18 protein-coding genes are annotated in these 18,780 nt (G+C 68.5%); 13 read left to right on the top strand and 5 right to left on the bottom strand.

Annotated features, from left to right (window positions below):
* Positions 1–61: 61 nt before the first annotated feature.
* From NGM07_RS04950 to NGM07_RS04935, 4 genes are read left to right on the top strand one after another with little or no spacing between them, the layout of a single operon-like run.
* Positions 62–1,387 carry an arylsulfotransferase family protein gene (locus NGM07_RS04950; RefSeq protein WP_253517857.1) on the top strand — a complete coding sequence of 442 codons (1,326 nt, stop codon included), beginning with the start codon at positions 62–64 and terminating at the stop codon, positions 1,385–1,387.
* Between the two features lie 37 nt (positions 1,388–1,424).
* Positions 1,425–2,690 (top strand): Single-stranded DNA binding protein, encoded by a 1,266-nt coding sequence (locus tag NGM07_RS04945; protein WP_253517855.1) that lies wholly within the window; start codon positions 1,425–1,427, stop codon positions 2,688–2,690.
* Positions 2,687–4,663, top strand: a complete 1,977-nt coding sequence (locus NGM07_RS04940; protein WP_253517853.1) for a hypothetical protein — start codon at positions 2,687–2,689, stop codon at positions 4,661–4,663. The genes NGM07_RS04945 and NGM07_RS04940 overlap by 4 nt, the downstream gene beginning before the upstream one ends.
* Positions 4,663–5,409 carry a metallophosphoesterase gene (locus NGM07_RS04935; protein ID WP_253517852.1) on the top strand — a complete coding sequence of 249 codons (747 nt, stop codon included), beginning with the start codon at positions 4,663–4,665 and terminating at the stop codon, positions 5,407–5,409. Before NGM07_RS04940 ends, NGM07_RS04935 begins: the two co-directional genes overlap by 1 nt.
* A gap of 19 nt (positions 5,410–5,428) precedes the next feature.
* Here the strand turns inward: NGM07_RS04935 and NGM07_RS04930 are convergent, their stop codons facing one another.
* The 3 genes from NGM07_RS04930 to NGM07_RS04920 all read right to left on the bottom strand — a co-directional run bounded on the left by NGM07_RS04930 (position 5,429) and on the right by NGM07_RS04920 (position 6,647).
* The gene (locus tag NGM07_RS04930; protein WP_253517850.1) at positions 5,429–5,773 is read right to left on the bottom strand and encodes a hypothetical protein; all 345 of its coding nucleotides are present in this window, start codon (positions 5,771–5,773) and stop codon (positions 5,429–5,431) included.
* Between the two features lie 86 nt (positions 5,774–5,859).
* Positions 5,860–6,333, bottom strand: coding sequence for a DUF6141 family protein (locus NGM07_RS04925; RefSeq protein ID WP_253517848.1), 474 nt, complete (start codon positions 6,331–6,333; stop codon positions 5,860–5,862).
* A 62-nt stretch (positions 6,334–6,395) separates the two neighbouring features.
* Positions 6,396–6,647 carry a hypothetical protein gene (locus tag NGM07_RS04920; protein WP_253517847.1) on the bottom strand — a complete coding sequence of 84 codons (252 nt, stop codon included), beginning with the start codon at positions 6,645–6,647 and terminating at the stop codon, positions 6,396–6,398.
* Between the two features lie 205 nt (positions 6,648–6,852).
* Between NGM07_RS04920 and NGM07_RS04915 the strand changes: the two genes are divergently transcribed.
* From NGM07_RS04915 to NGM07_RS04890, 6 genes are all read left to right on the top strand, one after another.
* The gene (locus tag NGM07_RS04915; RefSeq protein WP_253517845.1) at positions 6,853–7,053 is read left to right on the top strand and encodes a hypothetical protein; all 201 of its coding nucleotides are present in this window, start codon (positions 6,853–6,855) and stop codon (positions 7,051–7,053) included.
* A 275-nt stretch (positions 7,054–7,328) separates the two neighbouring features.
* The gene (locus NGM07_RS04910; protein WP_253517843.1) at positions 7,329–8,348 is read left to right on the top strand and encodes a dienelactone hydrolase family protein; all 1,020 of its coding nucleotides are present in this window, start codon (positions 7,329–7,331) and stop codon (positions 8,346–8,348) included.
* A gap of 270 nt (positions 8,349–8,618) precedes the next feature.
* Positions 8,619–9,269 carry a ribonuclease HI family protein gene (locus NGM07_RS04905; RefSeq protein WP_253517841.1) on the top strand — a complete coding sequence of 217 codons (651 nt, stop codon included), beginning with the start codon at positions 8,619–8,621 and terminating at the stop codon, positions 9,267–9,269.
* 94 nt (positions 9,270–9,363) lie between these two features.
* Positions 9,364–12,219, top strand: coding sequence for a DEAD/DEAH box helicase (locus NGM07_RS04900; protein ID WP_253517839.1), 2,856 nt, complete (start codon positions 9,364–9,366; stop codon positions 12,217–12,219).
* Positions 12,220–12,456: 237 nt separating this feature from the next.
* A complete protein-coding gene (locus NGM07_RS04895; protein WP_253517837.1) occupies positions 12,457–13,116 on the top strand; it encodes a hypothetical protein in 660 nt (219 codons plus the stop codon).
* Positions 13,117–13,258: 142 nt separating this feature from the next.
* Entirely contained in the window at positions 13,259–14,056 is a 798-nt protein-coding gene (locus tag NGM07_RS04890; RefSeq protein WP_253517836.1) for a YihY/virulence factor BrkB family protein, read from the top strand.
* A 12-nt stretch (positions 14,057–14,068) separates the two neighbouring features.
* Here the strand turns inward: NGM07_RS04890 and NGM07_RS04885 are convergent, their stop codons facing one another.
* The gene (locus tag NGM07_RS04885) at positions 14,069–15,073 is read right to left on the bottom strand and encodes a twin-arginine translocation signal domain-containing protein (protein ID WP_253517834.1); all 1,005 of its coding nucleotides are present in this window, start codon (positions 15,071–15,073) and stop codon (positions 14,069–14,071) included.
* 324 nt (positions 15,074–15,397) lie between these two features.
* Between NGM07_RS04885 and NGM07_RS04880 the strand changes: the two genes are divergently transcribed.
* The 3 genes from NGM07_RS04880 to NGM07_RS04870 all read left to right on the top strand — a co-directional run bounded on the left by NGM07_RS04880 (position 15,398) and on the right by NGM07_RS04870 (position 17,424).
* Positions 15,398–15,634 (top strand): amphi-Trp domain-containing protein, encoded by a 237-nt coding sequence (locus NGM07_RS04880; RefSeq protein WP_253517832.1) that lies wholly within the window; start codon positions 15,398–15,400, stop codon positions 15,632–15,634.
* A gap of 103 nt (positions 15,635–15,737) precedes the next feature.
* The gene (locus NGM07_RS04875; protein WP_253517829.1) at positions 15,738–17,057 is read left to right on the top strand and encodes an MFS transporter; all 1,320 of its coding nucleotides are present in this window, start codon (positions 15,738–15,740) and stop codon (positions 17,055–17,057) included.
* Positions 17,058–17,253: 196 nt separating this feature from the next.
* Entirely contained in the window at positions 17,254–17,424 is a 171-nt protein-coding gene (locus NGM07_RS04870) for a hypothetical protein (protein WP_253517827.1), read from the top strand.
* Positions 17,425–17,483: 59 nt separating this feature from the next.
* On the opposite strand, the gene NGM07_RS04865 is transcribed toward NGM07_RS04870, so the two are convergent.
* On the bottom strand, positions 17,484–18,716 hold the full coding sequence (locus NGM07_RS04865) for a CBS domain-containing protein (protein WP_253517824.1): 1,233 nt from the start codon (positions 18,714–18,716) through the stop codon (positions 17,484–17,486).
* Positions 18,717–18,780 lie beyond the last annotated feature (64 nt).

The raw sequence follows: 18,780 nt of genomic DNA, 5'->3' as shown, positions 1-18,780 counted from the left end.
ACGCCGGCGGCGAAAACCCCTTTCGGTCAACTTTTTGTCGTCGTCGCCGTAGCCTCCGTCGATGCGCCGATACCGCGCCGTGTTCGCCGTCCTCCTGCTGGTCTGTAGCGCGTCGCTCGCCTACAGCTACGTCTCCTCGCCGGCCAGCGCCGCAGTCTCGAAGTACGAGCGACAGGCAACGCTCGCCCCCGGCGAGCGCGCGGAGATCGTCCCGCCGCGCGAGGGCATCACCGTCGTCGCGGGCCACGGCATGCACGGCGAATCGGCCTCGCTGGTCGCGTTCAACCCCAACGGGACGGTCCGCTACCACAACGACACCTTCCACGGCTACTTCGACGTTGACCCCGTGAAGGGGACGAGGACGACCGTCGAGTACGTCGCCGAGCGGGCGTACGAGGGTAGTTCCTGCGACGGGAAGTGCACCCTCTCGGTCGTCGAGCGGGTCAACCTCACGACCGGCGAACTCTTGCGCGTCTACGAACGGGTCATCCCGGCCGACCGCGGCGCGAACTGGCACGACGTCGACCGGGTCGGCGAGGACCGACTGCTCGTCGGCGACATCCGGAAGGACGAGGTGTACGTCGTCAACACCACGACCGGCCTGACCGAGTGGGAGTGGGAGGCCCAGACCGAGTTCCCCATCTCCGGCGGCGGGCCGTACCCCGCCGACTGGGCCCACCTCAACGACGTCGAACGACTGCCGGACGGCCGCTACATGGTCAGCCTGCGAAACCAGGACCAGGTGGTGTTCCTGAACCGGTCGACCGGCATGCAGTCGAACTGGACGCTCGGGGCCGACGACGACTACTCGGTGCTCTACGAACAGCACAACCCCGACTACATTCCAAAGTCTGAGGGCGGTCCCGCGGTGGTGGTCGCCGACTCGCTGAACCACCGTCTCGTGGAGTACCAGCGCGTAAACGGTTCGTGGGAGCGGACCTGGACGTGGGCCGACGACGAGATGCGGTGGCCCCGCGACGCCGACCGCCTGCCCAACGGCAACACGCTCGTCGCCGACACCAACGCCAACCGGGTGCTGGAGGTCGACCGGCAGGGCGACGTGGTGTGGAGCGTCGACTTCTACTCGCCCTACGAGGTCGAACGACTGGGGACCGGCGACGAAAGTGCGGGCGGGCCGTCGGCGAAGCAGGCCGGACTCGAATCCCGCGGGGGCGACGGCGCGTCCGAGACGACGACGGTCGTGGCCGGGGTCAAACCGCTGAAGCTGTTGAACGGCCTGTCGTACATGCTGCCGGTCTGGATGGGTCTGCGGGACGCGGCCGTGGTCGGCGTCATGGCGCTGTCGGCGCTCGCGTGGGCCGCCTTCGAGGTCTGGGCGCTCCTCCCGGCGGTGACGCTCCGCTGGCCGTTCCGGTTCTCCCGCTAACGAACACTTTTAATCCGCCCCGGGTAAAGTCAGGGTGATGAGTCTGGACGACCATGCCGAGGACCTCGCCTCCGACCTCGGCGTCGACAAGGAGGAGGTCAAGGCGGATCTGAAGAACCTCGTCGAGTACAGCGTTCCGGTCGAGGAGGCCAAACAGAGCCTCCGGCGGAAGTACGGCGGCGGCAGCGGGTCGAGCGAACCGTCCCGGGCCGACATCGCCGACGTGACCACCGACAGCGGCAACGTCACCGTCACCGCGAAGGTGCTGACGGTCGGCAAGCGCTCGATTCGCTACCAGGGCGACGAGCAGGTCATCTTCGAGGGCGAACTCGCCGACGACACCGACACCATCTCCTACACCGCGTGGACCGACTTCGGCCTCTCGCCCGGCGACACCATCACCGCGGGCAACGCCGGCGTCCGCGAGTGGGAGGGCAGGCCCGAACTCAACCTCGGCGAGAGCACCAACGTCGCGTTCGAGGACGACATCGAGGTTCCCTACGAGGTGGGCGGCGACGCCGGCCTCGCCGACCTCGAACCCGGCGACCGCGGCGTCAACGTCGAGGTCGAGGTGGTCGACCTCGAACGCAAGACCATCGACGGCCGCGACGGCGAAACCGACATCTGGAGCGGCGTCATCGCCGACGAAACGGCACGTCTGCCGTTCACCGACTGGGAGGCCCGCGAGGGCATCTCGGAGGGCGCGAAGCTCCGCATCGAGGACGTGTACGTCCGGGAGTTCCGCGGCGTTCCCTCGGTGAACCTCTCGGAGTTCTCGACGGTTTCGGCGCTCGACCGCGACCTCGACGTGAACGACACCGCGACCCGGATGACCGTCAGCGAGGCGGTCGGCACCGGCGGCGCGTACGACGTCGAACTCGTCGGGAGCGTCGTCGCGGTCCGGGACGGTTCGGGCCTCATCGAGCGCTGTCCCGAGTGCGGCCGGGTGACCCAGAACGGTCAGTGTCGGAGCCACGGCGACGTCGACGGCGTCGACGACCTGCGCGTGAAGGCCATCCTCGACGACGGCACCGGCACCGTGACCGCGGTGCTGGACGACGAACTCACCGAGGAGGTGTACGGCGGCGACGTTGAGGACGCCAAAGCGCAGGCCCGCGACGCGATGGACAAGGAGGTCGTCGCCGACACGATTCGGGACACCATCGTGGGTCGGGAGTTCCGCGTGCGCGGAAACCTCTCGGTCGACGAGTACGGCGCGAACGTCGAGGTGACCGAGTTCGAGGAGACCGACGACTCGCCCGGCGACCGTGCTAAGTCCCTCCTCTCGGAGGTGGGCGCATGAGTTCGAACGGCGACGACCAGGGCGGCGCGGGCCGCCGCGAGGTCGCGTGGCGAATCTTCGCCGCCGAGTACGACGACGCGAGCCTCGACTACTCGGAGTCAGACGAGGAGCGCGCGCCGAACTACGTCGTCACGCCGACCGGCGCGCGGGTCAACCGCCTGTTCGTCGTCGGCGTGCTGACCCAGATCGAGCAGGTCAGCGACGACGTGCTCCGTGGCCGCATCGTCGACCCGACGGGCGCGTTCGTCGTCTACGCCGGCCAGTATCAGCCCGACGAAATGGCGTTCCTGGAGAGCGCGAATCCGCCGGCGTTCGTCGCGGTGACCGGCAAGGCTCGGACGTTCCAGCCGGAGGATTCGGACCGCGTGTTCACCTCGATTCGCCCCGAGTCCATCAACCGCGTCGACGCCGAAACCCGCGACCGCTGGGTGGTCCAGACCGCCCAGCACACCCTCGACCGGGTGTCGACGTTCGCCGACGCGCTCGACTCGGGCAAGCGCGGCGACGAACTCCGCGCGGCGCTCGAAGCCGGCGGCGTCGACGCCGGCCTCGCCGCCGGCATCCCGCTGGCCGTCGACCACTACGGCACGACCAAGGAGTACCTCGCGGAGGTCTGGGACCTCTCGATAGACGCCGCGCGCGTGGTCGCCGGCGAGATAGACGCCGACGAGGTGGGGCCGCTCGACATCGCGCCCGACGAGGGCGGCGACGCGGTGAGCGCGGCACTCGACTACTCGTTCGGCGACGCCGAAACCGGCGCTGAGGAACTCGCGGCCATCGAAACCGAAGCCGAAGCGGGCGCGGGCGGCGACGCCTCGGCGTCGCCGACCGACACCGCGGCGACGGAGTCGGCCGCCGACGCGGAAACTGCCGACGCCGCCGACACCGCCGACACCGCCGAGGCCACCGACGCCACTGGCGCCGCAGGCACCGCCGACTCGGACGCCGCGGCCGCGGCGTCCGAGTCGGCCGGCGAGGACGAGATGAGCCCCGAGGCCGAGACGCCGCCCGCCGAATCCCGGACGGAAGTCGGCGAGAGCGAGGCGGTCTCGGAGGGGAGTTCCGAACCGGAACCGACCGAGACCGTCGAGGCCGAGTCGGCCGGGGCGACCGAACCTGAGTCCGAACCCGAATCCGAATCCGCGGCCGGCGACGACCTCGGCGCGGCACCGACCAGTACGGTCGACGCGTCCGACGAGGAGGACGAGCCACCTGAGGTCGAGGACGCCGAGGAGGCCGCCGAACTTCAGGAGGAGATCGGCGACGACGAACCGCCGGCCGTCGAGTCCGAACAGGAGACGACGACCGACGAGTCGTTCGAACCCGAACAGGACGCCGAGGCCGACGAAGACCTCGGGACGGCCGGCGCGGGCGACGAGATGTACGAGTTCGACGAGGAGGAGCGCCAGCAGATAGAGGAAGAACACGGCCTGGAGTTCTCCTCGGGCGCCGACGTCGGCGAACCCGGCCAGTCCGAACTCGACGAACCCGGACCCGGCGAACCGACCCACGAGGAGGCCACCGACGCGACGACCGCCTCCTCGAAGGCGCCCGAGGGGCCGGGCGAGGACGCCTCGGAGGCCCCCGAGACGCCCAACGCGGTCCCCGACGAGGAAACCGGCGGTGCCGCCGAACCCGCCGAGGGCGCCGAGGAGGCCGCCCACGAAGCGGGGGCGGAGGCCGAGGCGACCGAACCCGACACCGCCGAGGAACCGGCGGCCGAATCGGAACCCGAACCCGAATCCGAGTCTGCCGACGAGGGCGGCAAACAGGAGCCCGATAACCTCGAAGACACCGTGATGGAGACGATGCGGGAACTCAACGACGGCGACGGCGTGGGCCGCGAACCCCTGATGGCGGCGGTCGTGCAGAACTACGACGTGACGCCGGCCGACGTCGAGGACGCGCTCGAAGCCGCATTGATGGCCGGGCGTTGTTACGAGTCGGGCGAGGAAACCCTCAAGCCCATCTGATGGCGGCGGTCGAGCCGGTGGTCGGCCATCCCGCCGCCGTCGTCGACCTCGATTCCGAGCGCGCGCTCGTGGTCGCCGACTTCCACGCGGGCATCGAACAGGCCCTTCGGGCCGACGGGATGGACGTCGCGAGCCAGGCGCCCGAACGTCGCGAGCGACTACTCGCGCTCGTCGAGCGCACGGACCCCGACCGCGTCGTCTTCCTGGGCGACCTGATGCACGCCATCGGCGGGCCGGGCGGCGCCGAGCGCGGCGAGATCGAGGTGCTGGTCGAGGCGCTCGAAGACCGGGGCGTCGGCGTCACGCTCGTGAAGGGCAACCACGACGGCGCCATCGAGTCGTGGGTCGACTGCGAGGTGACCGACGGCCGCGGAGTCCGCCTCGGCGACGTGGGCTTCGCGCACGGCCACACGTGGCCCGCCCGCGAGGTGCTCGAAGCCGACGTCGTCTGCGTCGGCCACGAACACCCCGCGGTGCGACTGGAGGACGAGGTCGGCGGGAGCCGCGTCGAGCGCGTCTGGCTCCGCGGGTCGCTTTCGGTCGAACCCTTCGAGGAGCGCTTCGACGCGCCGGTCGCGACCGGCGCGGAACTGGTGGTGTTCCCGGCGTACAACGACCTCGCCGGGGGAACGTGGGTCAACGTCGCGGGCCAAGAGTTCCTGGCGCCATTCCTGCCCGCGGCGCTCCCCGACGGCGAAGCCTACTTGCTGGACGGGACGCGGCTGGGACGGTACGCCGATGTCTGACCGCGGACCGCCGAACGACTCAGTCGATTAGTTCTCGATACTCGGGATGTACCCACTCGTACTCGACGTCCGCCAGCGCGGGAACGGCGTCCCGACCGCGGACGAGCACCTCCGCGTTCGTCCCGTCGACGCCGGACTCGTCGAACGCGGCGGCCGACGCGAACTCCTGGCCGACCGTCCAGTGGTAGACGGCGCGTTCGGCCCCGGCTTCGATGCCGACGAGCGCACAGCCCCCGACGTCGCGCCGGAGCACGTGGGACGCCTTCAGGTAGACGTCCGCACCGCCGCGCCGGCGGGCGATGGCCTCGCAGACTTCGTCGAAGATGTCGGTCCGGGTGGCGGTGGTCGCGCGGGTCGAACTCATATTGGGGAGTACCGTCCGACGGACGTAGTAAGTGAGCCAGCCGGAGCGAAAGTGAAACTGAACGGCGGCTCGCCGGGCCGTCCGGCTCACAGTTCGCGGTCGGTCGCCTCCTGGACCGCCCCGATGAGTTCGTCCGGGCGGTTCGACCCGACGTACAGCGACTTGCCGCTCGCGCGCTCGAAGCTGACGCCGCTCCGGCCGCTCACGGTGTAGACGGTCGAACTGGGCGTCCACCGGTAGCCCCATCCGCCGAACCGGAGCGGGCTGTACCCCGCGCCCTCGAACGAGACGATGTCGTCGAAGGGGATTCGCTTGAACTCGCGGTGGAACGGTTCGAACCGGACGTACACCCCGTCGTCGCGCACTTCGGTCGTCAGTCGGGCGGTCCAGACCAGCAGTCCGACGCCGACGGTGGCCGCGACCTCGCGGGCGACTTCGCTCTTCGAGCGGGTTCCCCGCGCCAGGCCGACGAGCGCGAGGAGCGGCCGCACGGAAAGGAGCGCCCACAGCCAGGGCTGGCGGTACTGCTGAACTTCGCGGAAGCGAACCTTCGTCGCCACGGTTGTTTCCCGTGCGACGGCCGCGGGCAAAAGCGTTGGTCCCGCGGCGTCGGCGTCGGGGGTCAGGGCAGCGCGGCGTCGCAGTACTCACACCGGTTTCGCTCGTCCTCGTTGGGCACGCCGCACTCCGGGCAGTTCGTCTTCCGGGGTACCGCCTCGTCCTCCCTTTCGCCGGAACTTCGCACTATCCACGCGACGACGACGAGTCCGGCTACCAACCAGCCTACCGGCCCGCTGGCGAACAGGAGCAGTCCGCCGAAGAACACGGTCACGCCGACCAGCGCGTACAGCAGTACCTTCGACACGGCGTCCATATTTCGGATGTGCCACCCGCCGACAAAAACCTACCTGTCACCGTCGTTCCTCCGGTTCGAACACACTGATTCGAACTCCGCGGCCGTATCGAAATCTCGAGTGGTGGTCGGTTTCGGTGAGTACGCCGAACACGAAGCGCGAATGGGTCGGTACGAGTTGGGTAATCGCGGATGTTTTATAAACTGAACTTCCTTCTCCTTCTTAATGCACTCCGACACGGCGCTGGAATCGATACGACGTTGGCTCATGCTCGTTTCTCTTCTTCTTGCGGTTCACGTCTATCTGTTCTCGACGACCACCTCGGGAATCTATCTGGATAACGTAATTCGGATACTCTCCGGAACGGGTGCGCTGGCGATTCTCCTCCTGTTGGGCGTATCCGTAGTTCGAGAATATTCCACTTGAGCCACACCTCGAAGCGGTTCGGATTCTGATCGAGGAACGCATTACTCGCTCGCTGCGAGATACACGGCGCACATCTCTCAGTTCCCCTGCCCGAAGTCGAGCGTTTCCGGAACGTCGGGCCGGAAACCGTGTTGCTCGGAACCGAGACTTAGAAAAGAAGGTCACCGGATTACTCTCGCAAAATCCGGCCGTGAAGCGAGATACTTCCCCTTACACGCGTGAACGAACGTCCTTGTTTATTCTATTTCTCGGCTCCTCTTCGGAGGAGCTAACAGATGACTCGATACGACGGAACGATAGCGGTCCTGTTCACGGTAGTCGTGTTGGTAATTGCTAGTGGGACGGCCACGTCGCTTGCAGGAACGTCGGCCGATGTCGGGACGAACGCCGTCGGAGTACAGGAGACGACTACGGTCGAACAGAACGAAACCGACGAGCAAACCGGTACGCGAACGCCGTCCGAGACCGGAACGGCGGAGGCGTCGTACACGCAGACTCCGCATATGGGCTGTCAGCCGGGTGCAATCGAGAAAAACGGCACGTGCCACCCCGTCACGTCAGGGTCGAACGCTGACATCTTCAGCGCCGAAAATCTGGTGCCGATCACGGCCAGGAACACGACGATCAACGGCACGCCGGGTTACCTGGCCCGCCCTGCTGCCGAGGGGGAATACCCGTCCGTGATCATGATTCACGAATGGTGGGGACTCAACGAGAACATCCGACACATGGCCGACATTCTCGCTGGCCACGGCTACGTCGTGTTCGCCGTCGACCTCTACGAGGGGCAGGTGGCCACGAACTCCTCGACCGCATCCGCACTGTCGAGCGAGGTCCGGAACAACACCGACGAAGCGGTGACGAAGATGCAGCGCGCGACGGCGGGCGTCCGTGCCCTCCCGTACACGACCGAGGAGGTCGCAAGCTTGGGCTGGTGTTTCGGCGGCGGGCTAAGCCTCCAACTCAGTTTGAGTGAAGCGGATTTGAACGCGACGGTCATCTACTACGGGACGCTGACTACCAACGAGTCTGAACTCCGCGACATAGACGCTCCAGTGCTGGGCATCTTCGGGGCCAAGGACGAGGTCGTCGGCATCGAGAACGTCCGCGAGTTCAACCGAACCTTGACCGACCTCGGCGTCGAGAAAGAGATTTACATCTACGAGGGCGCCGACCACGCGTTCGCCAACCCCAGTGGCGAGAGCTTCCAGCCGGAGGCGACGAAAGATGCGTGGGCGAAGACGTTGCGCTTCCTCAACGAAACCCTCCGGGAGGACGGGGAACAACCTCGATAGAGCGCGATTTCTCTCCCCTCGTCGACTGTGCCCGTTCTCGTCCGGGGGAGGACTGATGAACACATCCTCTCTGTTCGGCAGGCTGTTTATCTCGACCGTCGAGAATTCCACAGAGCCGACCGATTCGAACCTGTCCACCACCGGTGCCGTCTGAAGAGATTATCCCGCTTGACCACCAAGGAACTCTATGCAGTGGTGCGACCAGCCAGCGAAATCGTCCGGGGAGGAGGGTGTGCGGGCCAAAAGCCGAACCCCGAAGGGGGACGTGGCGTGACCGACGACCCCCTCCCGGCCGAACACCTCTCGCCGCTCGCGGCGCTCGTCGACGAGGTACTCGCGGGCGTCGGCTACGAGGTGGCGGCCGCCATCGACATCATCGACGACGAAATCCCGGGCTACGGCGGCCTCTTCGCCCCTGAAACCACCTCGGACGAGTTGCGTCGTGCGCTCGAAAGCCTGTTGGCGTCGGAACTCACCCGGCCACCCGTTCCCGAGTCGACGGGCGACGCGTTCGTCCTCTACGTCGACGGCAGTTCGCGCGGCAACCCCGGCCCCGCAGGTGCTGGCGCCGTCATCTTGGACGCTGGGGAGGACGAACTCGCGCGTCTCGGCCGACCCGTCGGCTCCCGGACCGGGAACAACACCGCCGAGTACGTCGGCCTCCAACTCGGACTCTCCGAACTGTTGGCTCGCTACGAGCCACGCAGGCTAGAAGTGCGCATCGATTCGATGACGGTCATCCGAGACGTCTGGGGCGGCGACGACCCGACGGAACCGGGCGTCGAGACGTACAGCGAGGCCGTCGCGGCGGCGCTGTCGAGCATTCCGGACCACCGGTACACGCATCTGGCCGACAGCGACCCGAACCCCGCCGACGCACTGGCGACCGTGGGAGCCGATATCGCTGCCTTCGGACCTTGACGGTCGAGTTACGACGTTCGAATTCACAATCTCGACTCCGATGATTTTCCCCGAGGCAACGTGCTTATACCGCTCTACCCGCTAGAAACGGGCGATGAGTGAGGGACGGACCGCGGGTTCTGCGGTCTTCGCGCAGTTCGGCGAGGCGGTCCGAACGGCGCTCTCAGAGCGGGGGTTCACGACGCCGACCGAGCCACAGCGCCGGGCGATTCCGCCGCTGGCCGCGGGCGAGCACGGCCTCGTGGTCGCGCCCACCGGCACCGGCAAGACCGAGACGGCGATGTTGCCGGTGCTGGACGCCGTCGCGACGAACCAGGCCGAGAACGGGCCGCGGTTCGGCATCTCGGCGCTCTACATCACGCCGCTCCGGGCGCTCAACCGCGACATGCGCCAGCGCCTGGAGTGGTGGGGCGAGGAACTCGACCTCGACGTCGACGTCCGCCACGGCGACACCACCGACTACCAGCGCCAGAAGCAGGCCAACGACCCGCCGGACGTGCTGGTGACGACGCCCGAGACGCTCCAGGCGATGCTGACGGGGTCGAAGCTCAGGAAGGCGCTCGAGGACGTCCACCACGTGGTCGTCGACGAGGTCCACGAACTCGCCAGCGCCAAGCGGGGCGCCCAACTGACGATCGGGATGGAGCGCCTCGCGGAACTCGCCGGCGACTTCCAGCGCATCGGCCTGTCGGCGACCGTCGGCGACCCCGTGGAGGTCGGGCGGTTCCTCACCGGCGACCGGGGTTGCGAGATAATCGAGGTCGACGTGGGAAGCAAGGTCGAATTTGAGGTCCGCGAACCCGAGATAACGGACGAGGACGAGCGACTGGCGGGCGAACTCATGACCGACGCGACGATCGCCAGCCACGTCCGGACCATCCTCGAACTGGTCGAGGCCCACGAGTCGACGCTGATATTCGTCAACACCCGCCAGACCGCCGAAGCGCTCGGCTCGCGGTTCAAGGAACTCGACGCCAACGTCGGCGTCCACCACGGGTCGCTGTCGAAGGAGGCCCGCATCGACGTGGAGGATCGGTTCAAGGCCGGGAAACTCGACGGCCTGCTCTGTACCTCCTCGATGGAACTCGGCATCGACGTGGGCCGCATCGACCACGTCGTGCAGTACTCCAGTCCCCGGGAGGTCGCGCGCCTGCTCCAGCGGGTCGGCCGGTCGGGCCACCGCTCGGAGGCGGTGTCGCACGGGACCATCGTCACCAAGCACCCCGACGACACCCTCGAAGCGCTCGCCATCGCCCGCCGCGCGAAGGCGGGCGAGGTCGAACCCGCGGCGATCCACGACGGGAGCCTCGACACTGTCGCCAACCAGGTCGCGGGCCTCGTGATGGACTTCGGCGACCTCTCGGCGATGCGGGCCTATGACATCGTGACCCGGGCCTACCCCTTCAGGGACCTCACCCAGAACCAGTTCAAGGAGGTGCTGGGCGAACTCAAGCGTAACCGCATCGTCTGGGTCGACGAGGAGGCCGACACGCTCTCGAAGGCGGGCAAGACCTGGCAGTACTTCTACGCCAACCTCTCGATGATCCCCGACGAGGAGAAGTTCGACGTCGAGGACATCGCCTCCGGGAGTCGGGTCGGCACGCTCGACGAGCGGTTCGTCGTCAACTTCGCCCAACCCGGCGAGGTGTTCATCCAGCGCGGGGAGATGTGGCGCATCAGCGAGGTCGACACCGAAGAGAAGAAAGTGCGGGTGTCGCCCATTGAGGACCCCGGCGGCGAGATTCCGTCGTGGGTCGGCGAGGAGATTCCGGTCCCCTTCGAGGTGGCCCAGGAGGTCGGCGAGATGCGGGCGGTCGCGGGACCGCAGTTCGAGCGCGGCGCGCCGCGTGACGGCGTCGCCCGGGAGTTCGCCGGTCGGTACCCGACCGACGTCCACACCGCGAGCGAGGCGCTCTCCCAACTCGACCGCCACGCCGAAACCGAGTCGCCGATGCCGACCGCCGACCGTATTGTGGTCGAACACGCCGCCCGGACGGTCGTGGTCAACGCCTGCTTCGGCCACAAGGTCAACGAGACGCTCGGACGGGTGCTCTCGTCGCTGGTCGGCCAGCGCACCGGGTCGTCCGTGGGACTGGAGGTCGACCCCTACCGCATCGAACTCGACGTGCCGGCGAAGGTGACGGGCATGGACGTCGCCGACGTACTCGAGGAAACCGACCCCGACCACGTCGCGGCCATCATCGAACTCAGCCTGAAACACTCCGACACGCTGAAGTTCAAACTCTCGCAGGTCGCCGCGAAGTTCGGCGCGCTCAGACGCTGGGAGGGCGCGAGCGCCGACCGGGCCTCCATCGGTCGCCTGATGAGCGCGCTCGAAGACACGCCGATGTACGACGAGGCGGTCCGGGAGGTGTTCCACGACAAACTCGCGGTCGAGGAAGCCGCCGAAGTCCTCCGGCGGGTCCGCGCGGGCGAAATCGAGGTCGTCACGACCGGCGGCCGGACCCCCGTCGGGTCGGGCGGCCGGTCGTCGGGCCGGGAACTGCTCGCGCCGGAGAACGCCGACGCGAGCGTCATCCAGACCGTCAAAGAGCGGATTCGGGGCGACGAGATGCTCCAGTTCTGCCTGCACTGTCGGGACTGGACGCGCAAGCAGACGGTGTCGAAGATTCCTGACGAGCCGACCTGCCCGAAGTGCGGGTCGACCCGCATCGCCGCGCTCAACCCGTGGGCCGACGAGGTGGTGAAGGCGGTCCGGGCCGAGGAGAAGGACGACGAGCAGGAGCGGATGACCCAGCGGGCGTACAAGGCCGCCAACCTCGTCCAGAGCCACGGCAAGCGGGCGGTCGTCGCGCTGGCGGCCCGCGGCGTCGGCCCGCAGAACGCCGCCCGCATCATCGCCAAACTCCGGGAGGACGAGGACGACTTCTACCGGGACATCCTGGCCCAGGAGCGCCAGTACGCCCGCACCCAGTCGTTCTGGGACTGACAGCGGTGGACGGCCGTCTCGTCGGACGCGAGCGGGCGCGCCCGCTCGCGTCCGGTGAGATGGGACCTGCGACGGCGTTTCGCCGTCCCGGGGTTTCGTTTCTTCAACGCCGCTCGGGACACCGACCGTCGTAACGAGCGTTGCGACCGGGCAACGAGCGACACCGCGTCGAAACGTCGGCCGGACCGCGTGAACGACTGGCGCGGTATAAACCCGGCGACGGCGTCGGCTACGGGGATGTCCGACGAGAACACTCGACGCACGATACTCAGGGGAACCGCCGCCGGCGCGCTCGCGTTCGGCGGGTGGACCGCGCTCGGCGCGGGGTCGGAGGGCGGCCAGGAGACGACGACCGAACAGGAGACGGCGACGGAGGGCCAGACGACGGCGCAGGCCGACGAGGGACCGCTGTTCTTCAGCTACAGCCTCCGGGAGGGCGACCTGTTCCGCGTTCGACTCGCCCCGCGGGACCCGGAAGGCAACCCCGCGACCGAGACGGTGCCGGCGGCCTGCCTCGACGGCGGGGGTCCCGAGGAGTTCCAACTGTACCTCGTCCGGGCTTACCGCGACGGGAACCTCATCGGGTTCCGCGGCCTGCTGGCCCGCCCGGCGGTGGTCGAAACCGAGACGCCCCGGACGACGGAACCCGGCGAGACGCCGGCGGGGACCGAGACGACCGCGGTCGGCGGCGGGGTGAACGAGATTCGGCTTCGTCGCTGGTACACGGTGACCGCCGCCGAACCCTGCGACGGCCTCAATCGGGTGACGCTCGCCCGAGCGCAGGCGCCCGAGACGACCGCGGTCGAAACCGGCACGACGGCGACCGGCGTCGAGGGTGCGGGCGCAGGCGCTGGCGACACCGAAACCGTGGCGGACGAAACGACGACCGAGATGTGACCGCCTGAGATGTGACCGCCCGAGACGTGACCGCCCGAGGCCGGCCGGTTCCCGGTCGGCACGCCGACCGGGAACCGATCGACTGCGCTCGCGACGCCGCCAAACGCGTTTTACCGCCGGCCGTGGTATCGTCACGTTCGCTATGGGGGTCGCAAGCACAACACGGTCGGTCGTCGACGTGGTCCGTGACCGGAACGTCACCTTCCTCGCGGCGAGCGTCGCCTACTACGCCTTCGTCTCGCTCATCCCGCTGGCGCTTCTGATAATCGTCGTCGGGAGCATCCTCCTGGGCCAGGCCTTCGCCGACATCGTGGTGAACCAGTTCACGTCGGCGCTCTCGTCGTCGGGCCAGCAGGTGCTGCGGCGGGCGCTGACGAACTCGGCGGGCCGAACCGGCGCGGGCGTGGTCGGCGTCGCCGCGCTGATCTGGAGCGCGCTCAGACTGTTCAGGGGGCTGGACGTGGCGTTCTCGGAGATATACGGCTCGGCCGGCGAGCCGTCGCTGGTAGAGCAGTTAATCGACGGTGCGGTGACGGTCGCGCTGGTGGTGCTGGCGGCCGGACTGGTCGTCGCGCTCGGTTACGCGGTTCGGTCGCCCGCGGTCGCTCAGACAGTACCCTACGTCAACGTGGTCGGCCGCATTGCGCTACTCGTGGGGCTCACCGTGGCGTTCCTGCCGCTGTACTACGTGCTCCCGCCGGTCGACGTCACCGTCCGGGAGGCGCTGCCCGGGGCCGCCTTCGCGGCCGTGGGTTGGCTCGTCCTCCAGGCGCTGTTTCAGCTCTACACCGCGAACGCGAGCAAGTACCAGGCCTACGGGGTCATCGGCGCCCTCTTGCTGTTCGTGACGTGGCTCTACTTCGCCGGTGTGGTCGTCCTCGTCGGCGCCGTCATCAACGCTGTCCGCGCGGGCAACGGCTACCAGCGCGTGACGATGTGACGCGGGCGCTTGTCACTTCGTAGTCGTCTCGCTCCCGCCCCGCGTTGAGGTCGTCACCTCGACGGTCTGCCCGCTGCTCTCGTGGACGACGACCACCGACTCGGGAAGCGCGCGCTCAAAGCGCACCGTCGCCTCGTAGGGAATCGCGCCGACGCACTGGACGCTCGCGCCCTCGCCCGAGTCGGCCGACGTCGCCCGGACGCGCACCGTCAAGGTGCCGGACTGTCCGTCGTAGTTCGCGGCCGCGAGTTCGACCTTCGAGTTGGGCGTCGGCGCCCTGACGACGCCGTCGACCCGGACGCGGTCGCCCTCGTAACTGACCGACGCCCGGTTCTCGGTCCCGCACTCGCCCTCGCCGACCGCGATGCTCGTCTCGGCGACGTTCGGGGAGTCGCCGCAGGCCATCTTCGTCGACGTGACCGTCTTCTTCACCTCGCCGTCGGGGGTCACTGCCACGTCGACGGTCCCCCGGTTGCAGTCGAACAGCGTCCGCGGAATCCGGAAGCTGGCGCCCGAGCTGGACGCCGAGGCGCTCGTCGCTCCCGACGTGGCCGTCCCGTTCGCGGTCGACGTCGCGGGGCGCTCCGACCGCACGCCGACCGTGACGGCGTAGTCGGCGGGTTCGTTCAGGACCACCGCGAGGTGGCCGTCGGCGGGGAACTCGATTCGCTCGTCGAGCAGACGCTCGCCAGCGCGGGCGACCGACACCGAAATCGTCCGGGCGGAGTCGGCGGCGTTCCGGACGCGGAGGGTCCGGGGCCGGTTCTGCTTCGGGAACGCGACGTTCTCGCGCTCGCCGAGCGTAATCGTCCGGAACGCTTTGGCGTCGCCGACGGTCGTCTCGGCGCCGTCGGTCGTGGTTCCGGGGTTCGTCGTCGTTCCAGAACCGGTCGTCGTCCCGGCGTCCGTCGTCTCGCCGCCGGGCGACGAACCCGGGTCGGCACCGCCCACGCAGCCGGCCAGCGCCGCGACGGCGGCGGTCGCACCTGCGCGATGGAGGAAGTCGCGTCGATTCATGTTCACTCCCGTCTTCCGGAGCCACTTCAAAGGTTCTTCCGTAAACTCAAACGTCGATTGTACCATTCTCGGCGGCTGTACGGACGTGTCGGACCGACGAACGTGTCGGCTCCGTGCCGGTTCGGCGACCGTCGAACGCGGCCGCGTTCGACGGTCGCCGCGGTCGTCTCCGGCAGGTGACCGCCGCACGTTCGCGGAGAGTGACGGTTCTCGGGACCCGGCGGCGGCTCCGATACACCGCGTTCCGGTTCACCGAATCCGCCACGACAACACCACCGAACCCGCCACAACGTCCATGCCGGTGGCCGCCGTCTCCCTGTTGGCATGTCCAAGACCAGCCATCAGGAGCGACTCAGTCGAGAGGAGGCTGCCGACCGCCTGCAGACGCTCGCCCAGGAGATTCGGTCGGGCGAGGCGGCGGTCCAGGTCGGCAACAAGACGGTGCGACTCTCGCCCAGCGAGCAGGTGTCGTACGAGATCGACGTGGCCGAGCAGTCGTCGTTCCTCCGGGGGAGCCGCGAGTCGGTCGAGATCGAACTGGAGTGGAAGCCCGAGGAGTAACGCCGGGTCCGAGAACCGTTCGTCGAAACGGCGGCGGGCCGCGAGCGCCGATCGCGGCCCGCGAACCGGAGTCGTTTTCTCGCGCCCGTCCGACGACTCGCCAATGACGGTCGAGAACCGCGGTCGGGCGCTCGCGGTCGTGTTCGGCGTCGTCTTCCTGGATCTGCTCGGCTTCGGTATCCTCATCCCGGTCATCCCGCTGTACGCGCTCCACTTCGGTGCGAGCGAGTTCGTCGGGAGCCTGCTCATCGCCTCCTACTCGGCGACCCAGTTCCTGTTCGCGCCGCTCCTGGGTCGGCTCTCCGACCGGCACGGTCGCCGGCCGGTCCTCCTGCTGTCGCTGGCGGGGAGCGTCCTCGCGTGGACGCTGTTCGGCTTCGCGGGCAGTCTCGCGGTGCTGTTCGCGGCCCGACTGCTCGCGGGCGCGATGGGCGGCAACATCGCCACCGCCCAGGCGTACGTCGCGGACGTCACGCCGCCCGAGGAGCGCGCGAAGGGACTCGGCCTGCTCGGCGCGGCGTTCGGCATCGGCTTCGTGTTCGGCCCCGCCATCGGCGGGTTTGCCGCCAGCGCACCCGTCCTCGCGGCCGCCCGGGACGTCCTGCCCGCGTTCGTCCCCGTCTCGGAGTTTACGCTCCCCAGTTTCGCCGCCGCCGCCATCACGGCCGCCAACCTCGTCGTCGCGGCGGTCGTCCTCCCCGAGTCCCGGCCGCCGGAAGCGCGGACCGGGTCGGCCGAGTCGACCGCCCGTGAGTCCCGCGTCCGCGTCCTTCTGGACGCGCTGGCAACCCGGGGGCTGGGCGCGCTCGTCGTCTCGTTCTTCCTCGTCTCGTTCGCCTTCTCGGCGCTGGAGAGCCAGTTCATCTTCCTCACCAACGACCGGTACGGCTACGGCACGACCGAGAACGCCTTCCTGCTGACGTACTTCGGCGTCGTCATCGCGGTGGTTCAGGGCGGTCTGGTGGGGCCGCTGACCGACCGGTTCGGCGAGTTCCGCCTCGCGCTGGCCGGCACGGCCCTCCAGGTGGTGACGCTCGCGCTCGTCCCGTTCGCCCCCGAACTCGCCCGGTTCGTCCCCGCGGTCGGCCCGGTCGTTGGGTTCGGCCCCGCGGTCCCGTCGGCCGTCCTCGCGCTGTTCGTCGTCGTGACGCCGCTGGCGACCGGCAACGCCCTGACGAACGTCTCGTTGAACGCGCTCGTCTCCCGGAGCGCGAGCGGCGACGAGCAGGGCGGCGCGTTCGGCCTCACCCAGAGCGCCGGCAGTCTCGCCCGGACGTTCGGGCCGGCGCTGGCGGGCGCGCTCTACACCGCCGTCGCCTACTGGGCGCCGTTCGTCGTCGGCGGACTGCTGTTGGTGCCGATTCTGGCGCTGCTCGCGCGGGTCCGGGACGTCGTCGCGGGGCGGGAGTCGAACGCCGCGTAGTCCGGACGTGAGGCGACGTCCCACCGCGAGATGCCCCCTCGGTACCGACTCACCGCGTCGGCTCCCATTACTCCACCCGTCGTCTCGCGACGGAACGGTGCGAGTCACGGGCCCGACGTCGCGGTCGGAGGCCCGGCCCACAGGGTTAGGTCGCTGCGAGTCGGACCCTCGACGCTCGCGCCGCGAGCGACGACCGATGATAGAGAACGACCCGCCGGAGGAGATGACCGAGGACGAACTGGCACACGAACTCCGGACGCTGAGCGAGGGCAAACGGCGGAGCGACCGCTTCGCGTCGCTCATGGAGGAGGTGTACGACCGCCTGGAGGAACTCCAGGCGCGGAAGGAAGCCGAGTCCGAATCCTGACCGAGCGCCGGACGAATCGCGATTTCAGCGCGAGACTCGCGAGTGTGGCGACCCCGATTTCAGGTTTCGCGCCACCACTGCAGTAGCTCCGCGGTGCGCTCGCGCTCGTGTTGGACCTGGTTCATCGGCATCTTGCGCTCTTTGTCGTCGAGCACGTTCCGCTCGAGTTTGTCGGCCGCCTCGTCGAACGAGGCCGACGCGCCGTACCCCTCGCCGGTGCCCGCGAACCGGCCCTCGTCGGTGAACAGCCGAATCGTACACTGCAGCAGCGGCGTCCCGCGTAGCTTCTCGTTGTGCCGGTGGAACACCACGTTGGCTTCGAGCACGTCCATCTTCTCGTACTTGCCGTCTATCCCCTCGATTCGGTCGGCGACCGACTCCCGGGAGAGGTCGTCCATGTAGCTGACCCCGAATATCTGGACGTCCATCTGCTCCTCTTCGGTCCAGGTCAGCGCCCGGAGCAGGTCGGTTTCGGTCACGATGCCGGCCGGCGCGGTGAACTCCTCGGGAACCACCACGAGCGAGGAGTAATCCTTCTCCAGCATCTGCGAGAACGCCTCGTCGAGGCCGGCGTCGGGCGTCACGGTCGCGGCGGGCGAACTCATCACGTCCCTGGCGGGGACGTTCAGCAGTCGGGCCTCGAAGCCCGAGCGTTCGCCCCACCCGCCGTGGGTGCGACCCTGGCTCTTGGAAACCCCGCCGCCGTGCGAATCCGAGGCGTCGCTGTTGCCGCCCTGCTCGCGCTCGACCTGGCGGGTCGTGAAGTCGATGAGGTCGAAGACGCTGATCATCCCGACCGCCTCCTCGTCGTCCACGACCGGGACGCGGGTGAACCGGTGGGTCCGGACGGTGTGGATGACCTCGCCGATGGTCGTCTCGGGTGCGACCGACACCACGTCCTGCGTGTACACGTCCGAGACGTCGAGCGCCCCGAGGTTCTCGTGGACCATCGAGAGGAGGTCCCTCGCGGTGACGACGCCCGCGAGTCGACCGTCCTCGAACACGGGCAGGAGTTTGAGTTCGTTCTCGACCATCAGTCGGGCGGTTTCGCGGACGTCCTCGGTGCGCTCGATTTTCGGCGCCGACCGCTTGACCGACTCGACCTTCTCGTTCGGCTGGTGGTGGGAGGCGATCAGCTGTTTGCGGGTGACGAGGCCGTCGAACTTGCCGTCGCCCCGGACGAGTATCGCCTCCAGGTTCCGGTCTTCGTCGAACAGCCCCCTGATCTTTCCGAGCCTGGTGCCCGGGTTCACGTCCACGTACTCGGTCGTGACTGCGTCGGCTACGTTCATGATGCTTCCCGGGCGCGTTACGCGACTCTCACCTTTGAGCCTTGTTCAGGTCCCGCGAGTGACG

Origin of the sequence: Halorussus vallis (assembly GCF_024138165.1) — an archaeon.
Lineage (GTDB): Archaea > Halobacteriota > Halobacteria > Halobacteriales > Haladaptataceae > Halorussus > Halorussus vallis.
The sequence above is the reverse complement of the archived record's forward strand: the minus strand, read 5'-3'. Positions and strand labels throughout refer to the sequence as shown.

What these genes read in the sequence shown, in the direction of transcription:
- NGM07_RS04950 (WP_253517857.1), top strand. Translation starts at nt 62, where the DNA reads ATGCGCCGATACCGCGCCGTGTTCGCCGTCCTCCTGCTGGTCTGTAGC.
- NGM07_RS04945 (WP_253517855.1), top strand. Translation starts at nt 1,425, where the DNA reads ATGAGTCTGGACGACCATGCCGAGGACCTCGCCTCCGACCTCGGCGTC.
- NGM07_RS04940 (WP_253517853.1), top strand. Translation starts at nt 2,687, where the DNA reads ATGAGTTCGAACGGCGACGACCAGGGCGGCGCGGGCCGCCGCGAGGTC.
- NGM07_RS04935 (WP_253517852.1), top strand. Translation starts at nt 4,663, where the DNA reads ATGGCGGCGGTCGAGCCGGTGGTCGGCCATCCCGCCGCCGTCGTCGAC.
- NGM07_RS04930 (WP_253517850.1), bottom strand. Translation starts at nt 5,773, where the DNA reads ATGAGTTCGACCCGCGCGACCACCGCCACCCGGACCGACATCTTCGAC.
- NGM07_RS04920 (WP_253517847.1), bottom strand. Translation starts at nt 6,647, where the DNA reads ATGGACGCCGTGTCGAAGGTACTGCTGTACGCGCTGGTCGGCGTGACC.
- NGM07_RS04915 (WP_253517845.1), top strand. Translation starts at nt 6,853, where the DNA reads ATGCACTCCGACACGGCGCTGGAATCGATACGACGTTGGCTCATGCTC.
- NGM07_RS04910 (WP_253517843.1), top strand. Translation starts at nt 7,329, where the DNA reads ATGACTCGATACGACGGAACGATAGCGGTCCTGTTCACGGTAGTCGTG.
- NGM07_RS04900 (WP_253517839.1), top strand. Translation starts at nt 9,364, where the DNA reads ATGAGTGAGGGACGGACCGCGGGTTCTGCGGTCTTCGCGCAGTTCGGC.
- NGM07_RS04895 (WP_253517837.1), top strand. Translation starts at nt 12,457, where the DNA reads ATGTCCGACGAGAACACTCGACGCACGATACTCAGGGGAACCGCCGCC.
- NGM07_RS04890 (WP_253517836.1), top strand. Translation starts at nt 13,259, where the DNA reads ATGGGGGTCGCAAGCACAACACGGTCGGTCGTCGACGTGGTCCGTGAC.
- NGM07_RS04885 (WP_253517834.1), bottom strand. Translation starts at nt 15,073, where the DNA reads ATGAATCGACGCGACTTCCTCCATCGCGCAGGTGCGACCGCCGCCGTC.
- NGM07_RS04880 (WP_253517832.1), top strand. Translation starts at nt 15,398, where the DNA reads ATGTCCAAGACCAGCCATCAGGAGCGACTCAGTCGAGAGGAGGCTGCC.
- NGM07_RS04875 (WP_253517829.1), top strand. Translation starts at nt 15,738, where the DNA reads ATGACGGTCGAGAACCGCGGTCGGGCGCTCGCGGTCGTGTTCGGCGTC.
- NGM07_RS04870 (WP_253517827.1), top strand. Translation starts at nt 17,254, where the DNA reads ATGATAGAGAACGACCCGCCGGAGGAGATGACCGAGGACGAACTGGCA.
- NGM07_RS04865 (WP_253517824.1), bottom strand. Translation starts at nt 18,716, where the DNA reads ATGAACGTAGCCGACGCAGTCACGACCGAGTACGTGGACGTGAACCCG.